Genomic DNA, 16,446 nt, shown 5'->3' with positions numbered 1-16,446 from the left:
TTTTTGTCCCCAGTCTTGACGATCAGCCGGAGAATTTTGGAATGCTTGAGGGAGCCGAGGTGCGGCTTGCCGTCGATATCGGTGGCACGTTCACCGACATCGTTCTGGACATGGGCGAGGTGCGCAAGACGCGCAAGGTGCTGACGACGCCGCAGCGGCCGGAACAGGCGGTGCTGGATGGAATGCGTCTCATTCTGGCCGATGCGCGTGCCCATATCAGCGATATCGACGTCTTCATTCACGGCACCACGCTCGCGACCAACGCCATCATCGAGCGGCGTGGCGCGAAGACGGCGCTGGTCGCGACCGAGGGCTTTCGCGACGTGCTCGATATCGGCACCGAGAGCCGCTACGACCAATACGATCTCACCATCGACAAGCCGAGGCCGCTGGCGCCGCGATCCCTGCGTTTCACCGTGCCCGAGCGCATCGACGCGCACGGCGCCGTCCGTCTCCCGCTCGACGAAGCAGCGGTGCGCGCACTCGCGCCGAAATTGCGCGCGCTGAATGTCGAGAGCGTCGCGATCGCCTTCCTGCACTCCTACGCCAATCCCGAGCATGAGCGGCGTACCGCGGCGATCCTCGGCGAGGAAATGCCCGGCGTTTCGGTTACGATTTCGTCGGCGGTGTGTCCGGAGATCCGCGAATATGAGCGCACCTCCACCGCGGTCGCCAACGCCTATGTGCAACCCCTGATCGACGGCTATCTCGCGCGCATGGCCGAGGCGTTGCTGGTCGAGCAGTTTCGCGGCGCGATCTATCTCGTGACCTCCGGCGGCGGCGTCACCTCGATCGAGACGGCGCGGCGCTTTCCGGTGCGCCTGGTCGAATCCGGGCCGGCCGGCGGCGCGATCTTCGCGGCACAGATCGCCGCGCGCCTCGGTGAGAGCAAGGTGCTGTCCTTCGACATGGGCGGCACCACCGCCAAGATCTGCCTGATCGAGAAATACCAGCCTGAGACCTCGCGCGTGTTCGAGGTCGATCGCGCTGCGCGCTTCCTCAAGGGCTCGGGCCTGCCGGTACGCATTCCCGTGATCGAGATGGTCGAGATCGGCGCCGGCGGCGGTTCGATCGCCCATGTCGACGCGATGAAGCGCGTCACCGTCGGTCCCGAGAGCGCCTCGTCCGAGCCCGGGCCTGCCTGTTACGGCCGCGGCGGCCTGCGCCCGGCCGTGACGGATGCCGATGTCGCGCTCGGCATGATCGATCCCGACGCCTTTGCGGGTGGCACGATCAAGCTCAGCCCGGAGCTGTCGAAACAGGCGCTGCTGCGTGCCGTCGGCGAGCCGCTGGGTCTATCGGCGGAAACCGCGGCCTATGCCGTGCACGAGGTCGTTTGCGAGAACATGGCGAGCGCGGCGCGCGTGCATGCGGTCGAGCGCGGCGCCGTGGTCGGCCAGCACACGCTGATCGCCTTCGGTGGCGCCGCGCCGCTGCACGCAGCGCGCGTTGCCGAGAAGATCGGCGTCTCCCGGGTGATCGTGCCGTCGAACGCCGGTGTCGGCTCGGCCGTCGGCTTCCTCGCGGCCCCGATCGCGTATGAGCTGGTGCGCAGCCGTCACGTCCGGCTCGACGATTTCGACACCGAGGCGGTCTCCGATCTCCTGCAGGAGATGGCGACCGAGGCGCGCGCGCTGGTCGAACCGGGTGCCGCCGGTGCCCCGGTGCGCGAGCGCCGCGCCGCTTTCATGCGCTATGTCGGCCAGGGCCATGAGATCTCGGTCGAGCTGCCGAACCGGCGGCTGACGACGGACGATCTTGCCGGCCTGCGCCAACAGTTCGAGGCCGACTATGCCGGGATGTTCGAGCGGTCAATCCCGGGCGCCGCGATCGAGGTGTTGAGCTGGTCGGTGCTCGCGACCACCGAGGCGCGCAATCCGCCGCGCGTTGCCGACGTGACGCGCAAGCCCGCCGGCAAGGCGTCCGGCAGCCGCAAGTTCTTCGACGGCCGCGCCGGGGAAGTGATCGAGATCCCGCTCTACCGCCGCGAGGACATGGCGCCGGGGGCGACCATTGCGGGCCCTGCGGTGATCGCCGAGGACGAAACCTCGACCTTCGTCTCCACCAGTTTTGACGCCCATATCGACGGTGCCGGCAGCATCGTCATGGAACGGAAGGCGGCCTGACCATGAGCAAGCCAAGTGGCGCGAGCCTGATCGACCTCCAGATCATGTGGCACCGGCTGATCGCCGTGGTCGAGGAGCAGGCGCAGGTGCTGTTGCGCACCGCGTTCAGCCCGATCGTGCGCGAATGCGGGGACCTCTCGGCCGGCGTGTTCGACCTCAGGGGACGGATGCTGGCGCAGGCGGTGACGGGCACGCCCGGCCACGTCAACTCGATGGCGGAATCGGTCAAGCACTTCATCGCCCGCTTCCCGATCGAGACGATGAAGGAGGGCGACGCCTACATCACCAACGATCCCTGGATGGGCACCGGCCATCTCAACGACTTCGTCGTCACCACGCCGTGCTTCAAGGACGGCAAGCCGGTGGCGCTGTTCTCCTGCACCAGCCATCTGATGGACATCGGCGGCATCGGCTTCGGACCCGACGCCACCGACGTGTTCATGGAGGGGCTCTACATCCCCATGCTGAAGCTGATCGACCAGGGCGTCGTCAACGAGACGCTGATGGCGATGATCCGCACCAACACGAGGCTGCCGATCGACACCGAGGGTGACACCTATTCGCTGGCCGGCTGCAACGACGTCGGCTGCGAGCGCCTGGTCGAGATGATGACCGAGTTCGGCATCGACACGCTCGACGAGCTCGGCGACTACGTCTGCGACCGCTCCCGCGAGGCGGTGCTCGCCGAGATCGCGAAACTGCCGAAGGGAAGCTGGCGCAACACCATGGTCGTCGACGGCTATGACGCGCCGGTCACGCTGGCCGCGACGCTGACGATCTCGGAGACCGGCATCCATGTCGATTTCGACGGCACCTCGGCCGCCTCGAAGTTCGGTATCAACGTGCCGCTGTCCTACACCACGGCCTACACCGTGTTCGGCCTCGGCTGCGTCGTCGCCTCGCAGATTCCGAACAATGCCGGCTCGCTCTCGCCGTTGACGGTGTCGGCGCCTGCGGGCGCGATCCTCAATGCGCCGAAGCCCGCGCCGGTGGCGTCGCGCCATATCATCGGCCAGATGCTGCCCGACGTCGTGTTCGGCTGCCTGCGCCAGATCATTCCCGAGGACGTGCCGGCCGAAGGCACCTCCTGCCTGTGGAATCTCAACGTGCGCGGACAGACCCGCTCGGGTGCCGGCGGCAATTACGGATTCTCGATGGCGGTGACCAGCAATGGCGGCACCGGCGCGCGGTTCGGCAAGGACGGGTTGTCGGCGACCGCCTATCCCAGCGGCGTGCGCGGCACCCCGGTCGAGATCGCGGAGACGCAGACGCCGCTGATCTTCTGGCGCAAGGAGCTGCGCCCGGATTCCGGCGGGGCAGGGCGCACCCGCGGCGGCCTCGGCCAGATCATCGAGGTCGGCAGCGGCGTCGATGCGCCGTTCGACATTCTGGCGGCGTTCGACCGCATCGACCATCCGCCGCGCGGCCGCGACGGCGGCCGTGACGGCGAGGCCGGCTATGTCGGTCTCAAATCCGGAAAGAAGCTGCGCGGCAAGGGCTTTCAGCAGGTGCCGCCGGACGACCGGCTGGTGGTGCTGACGCCGGGCGGCGCCGGCATCGGCGATCCCGGGGAACGCGCGCGGTCGGCCGTCAACGATGACGTCGAGAGCGGGCTGGTGTCTTCGGACAATGCAGTTGCGGTTTATGGGCGTGCGCGGTGACGAGAAGGATACCGCGCGTCGATATCAGTAGAACGGAGGGGCGAATGATCACGCGACGGAGCTTCACCGCGGGGGCAGCGACGCTGCTCGCCGCCGGCCACATCTCGACCCGCGCGCGAGCGGCGACGGTGAGCTGGGACATGTCGACGGTCTGGCCCGACGGCAATTTCCACACCCAGAACGCCTTTGCCTTCGCCGAAGAAGTGAAGAAGCAGAGCGGCGGCACGGTCGCGATCACCGTGAAGGCCGGCGGCCAGCTCGGCTTCAAGGGACCCGAGCACTTACGCGCCGTGCGCGACGGCCTGGTGCCGCTCGCCGACGTCCTCAACATCCAGCAGGTCGGCGACGAGCCTTTCATGGGCGTCGAGAGCATCCCCTTCCTGTGCAGCTCGATGGACGAATTGAAGCTGCTGCACAAATATGTGCGGCCCGAATACGAGACGGTCGCCGCGCGCAACAACCAGAAGATCCTCTACATCGTGCCCTGGCCGACGCAATATCTGCACCTCAAGGTGAAGGTCGCCGATGTCGACGGGCTGAAGAACATCAAGATCCGCGTGCCCGACAAGAACGCCGTCGACATGCTGGCCGTGGTCGGCATGGCGCCGGTGATGATCCCCTGGGGCGAGACGATTCCCGCGTTGGCCTCCGGCGCAGTCTCCGGCGTCTCGACCTCGGCGGTGTCGGGCGTCGACGGCAAGTTCTGGGAGTTCCTGAAATTCATCTACCCGACCAATCACGTCTGGTCGTCGCAGATGCTCACCGTCAATCTCGATTCGTGGAAGGCGCTCTCTGGCGATCAACAGCAGCTCGTCTCCGGCATCGCCGCGAAGATGGAGCCCGGTTTCTGGGCGAACTCGCTCAAGGCCGACGTCGACAGCCTCAATCGGCTGAAGGAGGGCGGCATGGAGGTGGTGCCGGTCTCGGATGCGATGATGACCGACATTCGCGGCAAGACCGCGCCGCAGCTCGACGCTTTCCTCAAGCGCGTGCCGGCGGCCGACAAGCCGGTGCGGGCCTATCTCGCCGAAATGAAGCGCTGAGGTCGGGCCGTGGTCAGCGTTTCGCCCGCAGCTCCGCAAAGTCTCAACGCAGCGGCGCCGGCGCCGCTGCGGATTCTGCTCGACGGCATCGACCGGCTCGGCCGGCTCGATGGCTGGATCGGCGGCGGCTGCCTGCTGACGCTGACGCTGTTGATGCTGTGCGAGGTCGCAACCCGCTTCCTCTCGAACTTCCTGCCGTTCTTTCCGCCGACGATCTCGATCGCCTGGGAATATTCCTCCTATCTGATGGCGGCGTCCTTCACCTTCGGCGCTGCGATGACGCTGCGCGTCGGCGGCCACATCCGCGTCGTGCTGCTGTTGAAGAACGTGCCGCCTCCGGTGCAGCGCGCGATCGAGATCCTCTCGGCGGCCGCCGGCTTCGCCTTCATGGCCTTCCTGACTTACGCCATGGCAAAATTCGCCTGGGGCGCGTTCGCCCGCGGCCAGCTGTCGACCTCGAGCGACACCCCGCTGTGGTTTCCGCAGGCCGTCGTCACCTTCGGCATGCTGCTGCTCACCCTTCAGTTCCTTGCGCGCGCGATCCAGGCCACGCTCGGCCTGCCGCTGGAGGATCACCGCATGAAGGCCTCTCCCGTCGAATGACCGCGCTCGCGCCCGCTACCGGATACAGGATTCCATGACCATCGAAGTCGTCGCCTTGTTCGTGATCCTGTTTGCGCTCCTGGCGGGAGGCTTGTGGATCGGCCTGACGCTCGCGCTCACCGCGACGCTGCTGCTCGCGATGTTCCGCTCGATCCCGCTCGACAAGCTGTTGCCGCAATACGCCTGGAACATCCTGACGACGCAGGAGTTGCTGGCGCTGCCGCTGTTCATCCTGATGGGCGAGCTTTTGTTTCGCACGCGGCTGTCGCGCTCGCTGTTCCAGGGGCTCGCGCCCTGGGCCGGTCTGCTGCCGGGCCGGCTGCTGCATGTGAACGTGATCGGCTGCACCATCTTCGCGGCGATCTCGGGCTCGTCGGCTGCGACCACGCAGGTGATCGGCCGGATGTCGCTCAACGAGCTGTTGCGCCGCGGCTATTCACGCGACATCGCGATCGGCTCGCTCGCCGGCGCCGGCACGCTCGGCTTCCTGATCCCGCCGTCCAACATCATGATCATCTACGGCGTGCTCGGCGACGTTTCCATTCTCAAGCTCTTTACGGCGGGCGTGCTGCCCGGCCTACTGCTCGCCGCCACCTTCATGGGCTGGGTGATGCTGCACACGACCCTCAAGCCCGCGATGGTGCCGGAGACGGAGGCAAAGCTGTCGCAGGTGCCGTGGGGCGAACGCTTTGCCGCACTGAAAGACCTCGCACCGGCGCTGTTCCTGATCGCCTGCGTGCTGGGCTCGATGTATGGCGGGCTGGCGACGCCGTCCGAGGCCGCAGCCGTCGGCGTGCTCGGCGCTGGCCTGGTCGCCTGGGCGCAAGGCTCGATGTCGCAGCAGGTGATGCGCGACGTGCTGATCGGCTCGGTCGTAACCTGCTCGATGATTGCGCTGATCGTGCTCGGCGCCTCGATCCTCGGCAATGCGGCCGCCTTCCTCGGCATCCCGCAGGCGGTTGCCGCCTTCGTCAAGGGCCTCGGCCTGTCGCCCTTCATGCTGATCGTCGTGTTGATCATCTTCTATCTGGTCCTCGGCTGCTTCCTCGACGGCTTCTCGATGATCGTGATGACGCTGCCGATCGTGCTGCCGATCGTGAAGGGCGCGGGCTTCGACGAGATCTGGTTCGGCATCTTTCTCGTGCTCGCCGTCGAGATGGCGCAAATCACCCCGCCGGTCGGCTTCAACCTGTTCGTCATCCAGGGCCTGACCGACGACGGCCTCGGCTACATCGCGCGCGTCACGTTGCCCTATCTCGTCATCATGGTCGGCTTCGTGCTGCTGCTGACGCTCTGGCCCGGCATCGTCACCATCCTGCCAAGGGTGCTGTACGGGTAATTGGTCGTTGGCGACGCCCCTTCGACATCCTGACGCGCCGAACGGTAAGCGTAACTGACGTTTTCAGTTCGCGCCGCGCGTCAAATTCGCGCCGGGCGCGCATTCCATCTTTGCGCTCCCTCGCATCCGGCGTACGCTATGAGAGCGAGCAGGAGTGCAACAGCAACCAATCCAGTGAATGTAGCTCCTTTTGGCGATGTCCGCCGAGAGAGATCGAGAACTGTTGGCAGCTCATATGCGATGGAGAGGAACCGACACATAGCGAGCTGCTGACATCCCTCGCGGCGACGTTTGTAAGATGCAAATTCGACAAACAATAAAAGCGGGAGGAACGGATGAAGAGGCGGTGGAGTAATTCTGGTCTAGCTCTTGTTGCCGGCGCGACATTGATCGCGACGTCAGCGTTGGCCCAAACCGTGGATACTGCGCGGATCGAGGGTGCCGGTCAGAACGATTGGCTGACTTATCACGGTTCATACAAGTCCTATCATTACAGCCCGCTCGCGCAGATCAATGCGAGCAATGTCGGCAATCTGGGCGTTGCCTGGATCCATATTCCCGGACGCTCGACCCGTGGCCTGCAATCGATGCCGCTCGCGGCTGATGGCATGCTTTACTACACGGGTTCCTACAGCCGGGTTTTTGCGCTCAACGGCGCGACGGGCGAGGTGATCTGGACCCATTTTCCGGAACTGGACGAGGTGCTGATCGCCCGCCAGACCCATTCTCCCTACAATCGCGGCGTGGCGCTCGGCGAGGGCAAGGTCTTCGTCGGCACCATGGATGGCAGGCTGCTTGGCCTGGACATGAAGTCGGGGAAGGTCCTCTGGGAAACCAGGCTGATCGACTCGCAGAAGCTCACGGTCGGTTTCACCGGTGCGCCGCTTTACGCGAAGGGGACGGTGATCATCGGCGCGCAAGGCGGTGAATGGCCGGGCCGCGGCCCGATCTTCGCCGTGGATGCCACCACTGGAAAGAAGAAGTGGGAGTTCCTGACGGTTGCAGGCACCGACGAGGCCATGAAGACGTGGGGAAACGATTCCTGGCGCACGGGCGGGGGCGGCGGCTGGATGCCGGGCACCTACGATTCCGAGACCAACACCATCCTGTGGGGCACCGCGAATCCGGCGCCGCTCTACGATTGGTCGGGCGCCGATTACAAGACGCAAGGTGCGCGTCCCGGCGACAATCTCTATACGAGTTCAGTGATCGGTCTCGACATCGATACCGGCAAGCTGAAATTCTATCATCAGGAATTGCCGCACGACGCTTGGGACTTCGACAGCGCCGTCGGCGAGTTCGTGATGCTGGAGCGCGACGGCCAGAAATACGTGGTTCATCCGAACAAGGGCGGCTTCGTCTTCGTCTACGACCGCAATCTCGGCGTGAAGAACGTCTGGCGGCTGGTTGAGAACATCAATTTCGTCAAGGATATCGACCCCAAGACCGGCGCCCTGATCGGTCGTCGCGACTTCACCGCGGGGAAGGTCACCGAACCGCCGCTGTGCCCATTCATCGGCGGCGGCATCAGTTGGAACGCCGGATCATACAGCCCGAAGACGGGCCTCTACTACAAGATCGGCCAGGAATGGTGCATGACGCTCGACGTCCAGAAGACGACGCCGGTCACCGCGCCCCAGGTCCAGCTCAACATCGGCGCCGATTTCAAGATGGCTCCGCCTCCGGGCGGCGAGATCTATGGACATCTCGACGCGCGCGATCCCATCACCGGGGCCAAGAAGTGGGAGGTTCGCTATCCCGAGCCGCCGCTTGGGAGTGTGCTGTCGACCGCGGGCAATCTCGTGTTCGTGCCGGACTCCCGCGGCATCCTCCATGCCTACGATGCTGAAACCGGGGCCGAGCTGTGGAATCACAACAACGGCACCGGCCATCAGGGCGGCATCGTCAGCTATTCCGTCAACGGCAAACAGTACGTTGCCGTCGCCGCAGGCTTTGGCGGCATGCTGGCGGACGAGTACGCGCCAAACTTCGGCGGCGTCTACAAGAGCATGCCGCGTGACGACGGCGCGCTTGTCGTCTTCAGCCTGAAATAGGTCATCGCAGATTGCCGGGGAGCAGGCGCAAGCTTGCTCCCCGTGCATTGAGGTTGCGGGCGTGCTTCAGGATATGGAGCTCATTACCTTGAAATTGCGTTTGAAGAAGTCCGCCGCGCTGCTATCGGCGGTGCTGGGCGCCTCGTTGCTCTCTGCCGCACCGGTTCGAGCGCAGTCTGCCACCCCTGCACCCGACAACGGGACATTCGACGTCGAGCAGTTGTTCGCGGGGACCTGCGGCTTTTGTCACTCCGCCGGCGGCCGGGCCGCCGGCAAGGGACCGCAGCTGATGAATTCGCCGCGCGACGACGAGTTTCTGCACAGCCGCATCAAGAACGGCAAGTCGGGTGCGATGCCGGCCTTCGGCGGGGCCTTCACCGACGCGCAGATCGACCAGATCGTGAAATATATCCGCGCCTTGAAGCCGCGCGAGGGATGAATCGCCAAGGCCCCGATCCGTCGATACGAGGACGCGGAATGAAGACAGTTCTCCCGCTTTTGGTCGGCGCCGTCATCGGACTGTCCGGTCCGGCGCAGGCGCGAACCCTGGACGCGATCCGTTCGTCCGGCGCGCTCGGATTATGCGCCCATCYCAACTCGCTTCCCTTCGCGAGCAAGGCCGGCGATCCTCCCGGCTTTCAGATTGAATTGGGCCAGACGCTGGCACGCGAGCTCGGCGTGTCGCTGCGGCTCGACTGGATCATCACCCAGTACCAGATGCGGAGCGCCGGCTGTGACATTCTTCTCGATGTCATCGCCGACCGCGAGGCGCAAGGCGAAACCCGTTTGAGGATCTCAAAACCGTATTATCGCACGGGCGTCGCGCTCGCCGTGCCGTCATCCAGCACGCTGGCCTCGTTCCAGGGCCTCAACGCGCAGACCAAGGTGGGGGTGCAGGTCGGATCCGTCGCAGCCATGATCATCGGTCAACGGCACGTGCCTATGTCGACCTTCGGCTTCGAGAGCGACAGCCTCGACGCCCTGTCAAATCATGAGATCGATGCCGCTGCGGTCACGCCCACGGCGGCGAGTTATTTCAATCTGACGCATCCGGACAAGGCGCTCCGCATCCTGGATCGCGACGAGAGCGTGGCCGACCTCAACTGGAACGTCGCCGTTGGCATGGTCCGTCCGGATGATGCGTTGCGCGAAGCCATCGATGGAGCCCTTGAACGGTTGCGAAACGACGGCACGATCGACCGGATCTACGGCCACTACGGGGTCGTGCTGCAGGCGCCGAAATAGCTGCATTGCTCAAATGAGCGGCGTCGTCCCGGTCCAACCTGGACGACGCCGCTGGTCTGCGCAATATCGGCTATGGCTTTGGCCTACGCCGCCGCCTTCTTCCGGGCCTGCTCGGCCTTGTACAGCTCGAACTCCTCCGCGATCGCCTTGGCGATCGAGGGCCGTGCGCGCAGGCGGTCGTAATAGGCCTTCAGGTTCGGCCATTTCGCGAGCTCGATCGGCGGCGTCGCCATGGTCCAGTTGATGACCGTGACGAGGTAGGCGTCGGCGACGCTGAAATGATCGAGCAGGAAGTCGCGGCCTTTCAGGTAGGTGTCGAGATAGTCGAGCCGCGACAGGTTCTTCTCCAGCACATAGGCTTTCACCTCCTGCGGCGCCTTGCGGTCGAGCACGGGCACGAACAGGCCCTTGTGCAGCTCGGTGCCGATGAAGCAGAGCCATTGATGCAGGCGGGTGCGGTCGATGCCCGGTCGCGTGCCGATGCCGGATTCCGGGAAACGGTCGGCGACGTATTGCAGGATCGCCGCGTTCTCGGTCAGCACCGCGCCCTCGTCGGTGCGCAGCGTCGGCACGAGGCCGATCGGGTTGACGGCGCGGAAGTCGGAGCCGTCGTTCAGCACTGTCTTGGTCGGCGGATCGACTTCGAGATAATTCGCCTCGGCGCCGGCTTCATACAGCGCGACGCGGGTCGCCATCGAACAGGCGAGCGGCGAGAAATAAACATCCATCTGTAGCCTCCTTGGCAATTCCCTTGTGGTGTCGCTCAACCTGGCCAGATTGATTTTTGTACTGTCCTGTATAATATTGGGGTGGTCAAGGATTATTTTGCGAGATGGTACAAAAATCAAAGGGACCGCCCGAAGCGGCATCCGAGCAGCCCAAGCGCCGCGGCCGCCCGCGCGCCTACGAGCCCGACGTCGCGCTCGGCAAGGCGCTCGACCTGTTCCGCACCCAGGGTTTCGCTGCGACCTCGCTCGACGATCTCAGCGAAGCGACGGGCATGAACCGGCCGAGCCTCTATGGCGCCTTCGGCGACAAGCGTGAGCTCTACATCAAGAGCTACCAGCGCTACCGCGAGGACGCGCGCGCCTCGATGGTCGCGATCTTTCGCGAGGAGATGCCGGTGCGGCAGAGGCTGGAACGCATCTTCGCGTCCGCGCTGAACATCTATCTCTCCGGCGAGACCGGTCCGCGCGGCTGTTTCACGGTGGTCACCGCGGCGTCCGAAGCCGTCAGCGATCCCGACATCCGCGCCATGGTGCTCGATGGGCTCACCGAACTCGACAAGGCCTTTGCCAGTTGCTTCCGCCGCGCCAGGGAGAAGGGCGAGTTGCCGGAGAGTTCGGATCCGGCGGTGCTGGCGCAACTCGCGTCAGCCACCGTGCACACCATCGCCATCCGCTCCCGCGCCCGCGTGTCGCGCAAGGAATTGGAGGCGATCGTGAAGGGGGCGATCGATGTGATGGTGGGAGTCAAATCCTGAGCCGTCGTCCTGGCCTAGTGCGCAATTGCGCACGGGGGCCGGGACCCACCGCGGAAGCTATCGATTGTAGTTGATCGCAGTACCGAACTGCGATCCTCCGCCAAACTATGTCCTGTGGTTATGGGTCCCGGCCTTCGCCGGGACGACACGGAGTTTGTGGCGCGCGCTACTTCCCCGGCGTCGTCCCGGCGAAGGCCGGGACCCATAGCCACCGAACTTGGTTTGGCGAAGACTCGGAGTTACGACTTCACGCCGCAACTTCTCCCTGGGGTAATGGGTCCTGGCTTTCGCCAGGACGACACCTTCAGGGTGGCGCGAGAAGCGCCCGCTACGCCGCGCGGATATGCGCGAGGAAGCGGTCGACTTCATCCCGCAGCCGCTGCGACTGTTTCGACAGCTCGACGGCCGAGCCCAGCACTTCCTCCGCCGCCGTGCCGGTGGCGGCGATGCCGTCGGTGACGCCGGCGATGTTTTGCGAGACCTCGCCGGTGCGCGCGGCCGCCTGCTGGACGTTCTGCGCGATCTCCTGGGTCGCCGTGCCCTGCTGGCCGACGGCGGCGGCAATCGCGGCCGAGATTTCGTCGACCTGCTGGATCGTCGCGCAGATCGACTGGATGCCCTCCACGGCGCCACTGGTCTCGCCCTGCACGGCCGTGACCTGCGCGCCGATCTCCTCGGTTGCCTTGGCGGTCTGGGTTGCCAGCGCCTTCACTTCGGAGGCGACGACGGCGAAGCCGCGGCCGGCCTCACCCGCGCGCGCCGCCTCGATGGTTGCGTTGAGCGCGAGCAGGTTGGTCTGGCCTGCGATGCTGCTGATGAAGGAGACGACGTCGCCGATCTTCTGCGCCGCCTCGGCCAGGCTCTGCACGCGTGCATTGGACTGCCGTCCGTCGCTCGCGGCCTTGCCCACCACCTCGGTCGCATGCGCCAGCCGCCGGCTGATCTCGGTCATCGACGACGACAGCTGTTCGGCGGCGGCCGCGACCGTCTGCACGTTCTCCGAGGCGAGCGCCGAGGCCGATGACACCGTGCGCGTCTGCTGGCGTGACTGCTCGACGATGGCCGACATCGAGCGCGCCGTGTGCTCCATCTCGACCGCGGCCGCTGACACCGTGGTGACGACGTCACGGATGCTGGCCTCGAAATTGTCGGCGAGCGCGGCGAAGGCGCGCCGCTTCTCCGCTTCGGACTGCGCCTTGGCCTCCAGCTGCTCGGCCTGAAGCTTGCTGAAATTCAGCGCATTGTCGCGGAACACCGCAACCGCCTTCACCATCGCGCCGACCTCGTCATTCGCCTTGCTGGCGGGGATGGCGACGTCGAGCCGACCGTCCGCAAGCTCGCGCATCACCGAGGTGATGGACAGGATCGGGCGCGAAATGCTCCGCGCAATCAGATAGCCGACGATCGCCGCGAGCACGAGCCCGAGCGCGGCGATGCCGATCGAAAGCCACCAGGCGCGGTCGGCGGAGGCCTCGTAGTCGGCATTGTCCATCACCAGCTCGACCGCGCCGAGCGGCTTGCCGGAAAAGTCCTTGATCGGTCCGAGCAGCACGGCGACCGGCGTGCTCTCCAGCTTGGCCCGCCGCACCGTGATGCCGCCCTCGGTGGCGCGGCCGTATTCGGCCGCCTCGAAGAAGCTCTTGCCCTTCAGCGTGCCGCCGAACAGCTTGAAGCTGCCGCCGTCGGAAAGATGGAAGGCGACGTCGACATGGTGGTTGGTCTTGAAGTCGTCGAGGAAGGGCTGGCCGAAGGTCAGGCCGAACTCGACGCTGCCGAGATGCTTGCCGGCTTGCGCGATCGGCACCACGCCGCGAATGCCGAGCCCGGCCACGCCGCCCTCGAGGCCGACCACGACCCGGCGCTCCTGGTTGGCGACGACGACGGTCTTGCGGAAGCCCGAGAGGTCGTCGCCGAATTTTGCCGGCTGGTGCACGCGCAGGAACGAGGACGCCGGAGGCACGTGGAATTGGAACTGATCGACGCCGTAGTCCGACTTGATGGCGGCGAACACCGGCCCGAACAGCCGCACCAGGGCCTCGCGGTCCTGCTTCGCCATCGCCTCCTGCGTCGCCGGCATCGCGGCGACCACGGCGCTCATCGCGGCGGCGCGTTGCGATTCCTCGGCGATGCGCGATTGCAGGGCGTCGTAATGGCTGCGCAGCTCGCGCTGGTCGGCGCGGTCGATGATGCCTGCGATGATCCACATCGCGCCCAGCACGGCAAACAGCGCGGTCGCCGCCGCCGTCACCGCCAGCGCAACCGTGATCCGCATCCTGAGGCCGAGCGTCGTCCGCATGTCCGACTCGTTCTTTGAGCGTTGGTTAAGAACGACTATCAACTTCTCGCTAAGAGAGGGTGAACGGGGGCGGCTGCCGGGGTGGTTGTGGGGGGCCGGGCTGCCCGCCAAAACAAAGCTGTCGTCCTGGCGAAAGCCAGGACCGATACCGCGGAATCTATCGATGGTAGTCGGTCGCAGTACCGAACTACGATCCTCCGCCAAATGCCGCCCTGTGGCTATGGGTCCCGGCCTTCGCCGGGACGACAGCGGGGTGTGTGGAGCTAGCGAGCCCTAATACCCCCGGGTCCGATCCACCACGTTCTCCAGCACGCCGCCCGCCTCGAACCTTGCGATCTGTTCGGCGACATAGGCCGAGATTGCTTCCGCGTCGGTGTCGGCCGCGTTGTGCGGCGTCAGCACCACCTTCGGGTGGGTCCAGAACCGGCTGTCCCTTGGCTGCGGCTCCTGCACGAAGACGTCGAGCGAGACGGCGCCCAGCGTGCCGTCATCGAGGCAAGCTAGAATGTCGGCCTCGTTCTGAAGGCCGCCGCGGCCGGCATTGATCACGACGGGTGCGCCGAGCGGGCTCGTGCGGTTGAGTTTTGTGAAGACGTCGCGGTTGAGGATGCCGTGCGTATCAGGCGTCAGCGGCAACAGGCTGACCAGGATATCGGTCGTGCGCAGGAACGCATCCATTCCTGCCGTGCCATGGAAGCACGCGACGCCCTCGATCGCGCGTGGGCTGCGGCTCCAGCCCGTGACGCGGAAGCCGAGCCGCCGCAGCACGTCGGCCGCGTCGGCGCCAAGCGTGCCAAGTCCCATGACGCCAACCGTCACCGCGCTCGCCGGCCACTGATAGGTCGGCTCCCAGCGCTTCTCGCGCTGCGACTGCCGCAGATAGAGCTCCTGGCGGTGGTGCATCAGCACGTGCAGCACGACATATTCGGTCATGCGGTTGGTCAGGTCGGGCACGGCGACGCGGACCAGCGGCACATCGGGCAGGCTCTTGTCCGCCATCAACGCGTCGACGCCCGCGCCCAGATTGAAGATCGCACGCAGATTGGGAAAGGCGCCAAGGTCGCCCGGCACCGGCTTCCATACCGCGGCATAGTGCACCTCCGCCGGATCGAGCCCGGCATCGGGCAGCAGCACCACGCGGCGGCCGCCGCAGACCGAATCGAAACGGGCCTTCCAGCGCTGCGGCAGCCAGTTCTGCTGCGTGCTGTTGATCAGGACGGCCAGTGTGCCTTTGGTCATTCGAAGTGCCTCGTCGGGTTCCGCTTGAGAAGGCCCTCCTTGGCACGATCTGTCGGATTTTTCTTGCAATTTTTTTCCGCAGCCCTGTCGGGGCGGGGCATAGTGGATCGTCTTTAAAACACGAGTTACGGAAGGTCCTGCCCATGCTTTATGCGATCCTTTGCTATCATGACGAGGACTTCGTCGCCTCCTGGAGCAAGGACCAGGACGAGGCCGTGATGAAGAAGCTCGCCGTGGTGCAGGAGAAGCTCACGCAGCAGGGGCGGCTCGGCCCGGTGGCGCGGCTGCTGCCGACCACCGCGGCGGCGACCCTGCGCAAGGAAGATCCGCCGCTGGTGCTCGATGGCCCCTATGCCGAGACCAAGGAGCAGTTGCTCGGCTTCTACATCGTCGATTGCAAGAACCTCGACGACGCGCTCGACGTCGCGCGCGATCTTGGTGCGGCCAATCCCGGCGGCGCCTATGAGGTGCGTCCCGTCGGCGTGTTCAGGCCCGGAGGAAGTCTGACGTGAGCGAGGCCGATACCGCCTGGATCGAGACCGCGCTGACCTCGGCGCGACCCCAGGCGGTCGGCGCACTGCTGCGCTATTTCCGCGATCTCGATACCGCCGAGGAGGCGTTCCAGAATGCCTGCCTGCGCGCGCTGAAGACCTGGCCACAGAACGGGCCGCCGCGCGACCCGGCGGCCTGGCTGATCATGGTCGGCCGCAACGTCGCGATCGACGAAGTCCGGCGTGCCCGCAAGCAGCAACCGCTGCCCGAGGACGACCAGGCGATCTCCGATCTCGACGACGCGGAAGGTGCGCTTGCCGAGCGGCTCGACGGCTCGCACTATCGCGACGACATCCTGCGGCTGATGTTCATCTGCTGCCATCCGCAACTGCCGGCGACGCAGCAGATCGCGCTCGCCCTGCGGATCGTATCGGGCCTGACGGTGAAACAGATCGCGCGCGCCTTCCTGGTCTCGGATGCGGCGATGGAGCAGCGCATCACGCGCGCCAAGGCCAAGGTCGCGGACGCCGGCGTGCCGTTCGAGGCGCCGGGCCCGGTCGAGCGCGCCGAGCGGCTCGCCGGTGTTGCGGCGATGATCTACCTGATCTTCAACGAGGGTTATTCAGCGAGCGGCGATACCGCGGAGCTACGCAAGCCGCTGTGCGAGGAGGCGATCCGGCTGGCGCGGCTGTTGCTGCGGCTGTTCCAGAGCGAGCCGGAGATCATGGGGCTGGCGGCGCTGTTGCTGTTGCAGCATGCGCGCAGCAACGCGCGCTTTGCCGAAGACGGCACGCTCATTCTCCTCGATGACCAGGACCGTTCGCAGTGGAACGGCACCATGATCGCGGAGGGCCTTGCCTTGATC

14 protein-coding genes are annotated in these 16,446 nt (G+C 65.7%); 11 read left to right on the top strand and 3 right to left on the bottom strand.

Features of this window, described 5'->3' with window-relative positions:
* The first annotated feature begins 41 nt into the window (after positions 1-41).
* The 8 genes from ACXJMY_RS17830 to ACXJMY_RS17795 all read left to right on the top strand — a co-directional run bounded on the left by ACXJMY_RS17830 (position 42) and on the right by ACXJMY_RS17795 (position 10,071).
* Positions 42-2,126 (top strand): hydantoinase/oxoprolinase family protein, encoded by a 2,085-nt coding sequence (locus tag ACXJMY_RS17830; RefSeq protein ID WP_456620648.1) that lies wholly within the window; start codon positions 42-44, stop codon positions 2,124-2,126.
* 2 nt (positions 2,127-2,128) lie between these two features.
* The gene (locus ACXJMY_RS17825; protein ID WP_456620647.1) at positions 2,129-3,787 is read left to right on the top strand and encodes a hydantoinase B/oxoprolinase family protein; all 1,659 of its coding nucleotides are present in this window, start codon (positions 2,129-2,131) and stop codon (positions 3,785-3,787) included.
* 44 nt (positions 3,788-3,831) lie between these two features.
* On the top strand, positions 3,832-4,830 hold the full coding sequence (locus ACXJMY_RS17820) for a TRAP transporter substrate-binding protein (protein WP_456620646.1): 999 nt from the start codon (positions 3,832-3,834) through the stop codon (positions 4,828-4,830).
* 9 nt (positions 4,831-4,839) lie between these two features.
* Positions 4,840-5,433 (top strand): TRAP transporter small permease subunit, encoded by a 594-nt coding sequence (locus tag ACXJMY_RS17815; RefSeq protein WP_456620645.1) that lies wholly within the window; start codon positions 4,840-4,842, stop codon positions 5,431-5,433.
* Between the two features lie 34 nt (positions 5,434-5,467).
* On the top strand, positions 5,468-6,772 hold the full coding sequence (locus tag ACXJMY_RS17810) for a TRAP transporter large permease (RefSeq protein WP_456620644.1): 1,305 nt from the start codon (positions 5,468-5,470) through the stop codon (positions 6,770-6,772).
* Between the two features lie 335 nt (positions 6,773-7,107).
* A complete protein-coding gene (locus tag ACXJMY_RS17805) occupies positions 7,108-8,826 on the top strand; it encodes an outer membrane protein assembly factor BamB family protein (protein WP_456620643.1) in 1,719 nt (572 codons plus the stop codon).
* A gap of 88 nt (positions 8,827-8,914) precedes the next feature.
* Entirely contained in the window at positions 8,915-9,265 is a 351-nt protein-coding gene (locus ACXJMY_RS17800) for a c-type cytochrome (RefSeq protein ID WP_456620642.1), read from the top strand.
* Positions 9,266-9,303: 38 nt separating this feature from the next.
* Positions 9,304-10,071, top strand: a complete 768-nt coding sequence (locus ACXJMY_RS17795) for a substrate-binding periplasmic protein (protein WP_456620641.1) — start codon at positions 9,304-9,306, stop codon at positions 10,069-10,071.
* Positions 10,072-10,154: 83 nt separating this feature from the next.
* Here ACXJMY_RS17795 and ACXJMY_RS17790 read toward each other — a convergent pair whose 3' ends face one another.
* Entirely contained in the window at positions 10,155-10,799 is a 645-nt protein-coding gene (locus ACXJMY_RS17790; protein ID WP_456620640.1) for a glutathione binding-like protein, read from the bottom strand.
* 104 nt (positions 10,800-10,903) lie between these two features.
* Here ACXJMY_RS17790 and ACXJMY_RS17785 point away from each other — a divergent pair, with 104 nt between their 5' ends.
* Complete coding sequence (locus ACXJMY_RS17785; RefSeq protein ID WP_456620639.1) at positions 10,904-11,554, top strand: TetR/AcrR family transcriptional regulator; 651 nt, start codon at positions 10,904-10,906, stop codon at positions 11,552-11,554.
* A gap of 328 nt (positions 11,555-11,882) precedes the next feature.
* Here the strand turns inward: ACXJMY_RS17785 and ACXJMY_RS17780 are convergent, their stop codons facing one another.
* Together ACXJMY_RS17780 and ACXJMY_RS17775 are read right to left on the bottom strand one after the other, a co-directional pair.
* Positions 11,883-13,850 carry a cache domain-containing protein gene (locus ACXJMY_RS17780; RefSeq protein WP_456620638.1) on the bottom strand — a complete coding sequence of 656 codons (1,968 nt, stop codon included), beginning with the start codon at positions 13,848-13,850 and terminating at the stop codon, positions 11,883-11,885.
* 273 nt (positions 13,851-14,123) lie between these two features.
* A complete protein-coding gene (locus ACXJMY_RS17775) occupies positions 14,124-15,089 on the bottom strand; it encodes a 2-hydroxyacid dehydrogenase (RefSeq protein ID WP_456620637.1) in 966 nt (321 codons plus the stop codon).
* 143 nt (positions 15,090-15,232) lie between these two features.
* Here ACXJMY_RS17775 and ACXJMY_RS17770 point away from each other — a divergent pair, with 143 nt between their 5' ends.
* Positions 15,233-15,601 (top strand): YciI family protein, encoded by a 369-nt coding sequence (locus ACXJMY_RS17770; protein ID WP_456620636.1) that lies wholly within the window; start codon positions 15,233-15,235, stop codon positions 15,599-15,601.
* Positions 15,598-16,446: RNA polymerase sigma factor (locus ACXJMY_RS17765; RefSeq protein ID WP_456620635.1), on the top strand; the 849-nt coding region annotated here is incomplete at its 3' end. The genes ACXJMY_RS17770 and ACXJMY_RS17765, both read left to right, overlap by 4 nt.

This window comes from Bradyrhizobium sp. P5_C12, assembly GCF_054049735.1.
The sequence above is the reverse complement of the archived record's forward strand: the minus strand, read 5'-3'. Positions and strand labels throughout refer to the sequence as shown.